The organism is Streptomyces sp. SM11 (assembly GCF_002910905.1).
Lineage (GTDB): Bacteria > Actinomycetota > Actinomycetes > Streptomycetales > Streptomycetaceae > Streptomyces.
Genome location: NZ_NEUE01000301.1, coordinates 1509 through 2723, shown reverse-complemented (window position 1 = coordinate 2723; position 1215 = coordinate 1509). Strand labels below are relative to the sequence as shown.

1 protein-coding gene is annotated in these 1215 nt (G+C 67.2%); it reads right to left on the bottom strand.

Annotated elements, in window-relative coordinates; genetic code table 11:
- Positions 1–15: 15 nt before the first annotated feature.
- Positions 16–1215, bottom strand: a 1200-nt coding sequence (locus B9S58_RS34640) for an ISAzo13 family transposase (RefSeq protein WP_103535835.1), incomplete at its 5' end; no start/stop codon positions are given.

Genomic DNA, 1215 nt, shown 5'->3' with positions numbered 1-1215 from the left:
AGGGCCTGCCGATTATCAACTCGCTGTCTTGATCTTTGGTGTTGGGGTGATGCCGAGGTGTGCGGCGAGGTCTGCGAGGTCGTCCAGGGTGGCGAGGCGGTGCTCGGCCGGGGCGATGACGTGCCCGATCTCGTCGAGGAGTTGGTGGGTTTTGCGGATGCGCCGGTTGATGGTCTGGGGTGCGACCGCGAAGAGGCGGGCGATGACGACCTGCGGGAGCCCGAGCCGCTCGTAGAGGAGGGTGGCCAGGAGCCGGTCGACGAGGGTGAGGCCGGGGCGTCGGCCGGTGTAGAGGCCGACGGCCGGAGTCTTCTGCCGGTCACCGCCGCGCCGCTGGTGGAGATCTTCTTCTCTCTGGGCCATGCGGGCTGCCGCCAGCTCGCCGACGAGCTGGTCCCACTGGTGCTGGTCCATGCCGGTCAGAGCCGGGTGGACCAGCCAGGCGCGGCCGGGGCCGGGCTGGAGCTGGGGCAGGATCGGAGGGATTCCGTCCCGACTGTGCTCCTCGGGGCGGAGGGTGTAGTTCCAGTCGCCGTGCCAGTCGTGGCGGTTCAGCGGCAGGGCGGTCATCTGCCCGTCACTGACCCTCACTCCTGTCTCATAGGCGGTGGTGTCGAGTTCGGCCCGGACCGTGAGGCCGGTGCGGGTAGTGGTCGCCGCGATGCTGTCGACGATGACGTCATGGCTGGTCAGCGGCCTGCCACGCCAGTTCATCGTGATGTGGGAGAACAGCCGATGCTCGATTTTGTTCCATTTACTTGTACCTGGAGGAAAGTGACATACGGTGATCTCCAGGCCGGTCTCAAGGGCCAGGGCGGCCAGCTCGAATTTCCAGGCGCGGGTGCGGTATCCGTTGGAGCCGCCCGCATCCGCGGTGATCAGCAGGCGGCGGGAATGCGGGTAGGCGGCGCGTCCGGCCGCATGCCACCAGCGGCGGATCGAAGCAACGGCGAACGCGGCGGTGTCGTGGTCACAGCCGACGTTGACCCAGCCGGCATCCGCGGCCAGGTCGTAGATCCCGTACGGGATCGCCTTGCCCAGATCGGCGTCGGGAAAGTCGTGCGTGCGGACCCGGACCGGATCGCCCTCCCGATGCCACTCGCGCCCGCCGTTCTTGTAGTTGCCCACCAATTCCTTCTTCTTGGTGTCCACGCTGATCACGGGGTCGCCGGACGCCTGGAACTCTCTGGCCTGTTCGTTGATATAGCGGAACTG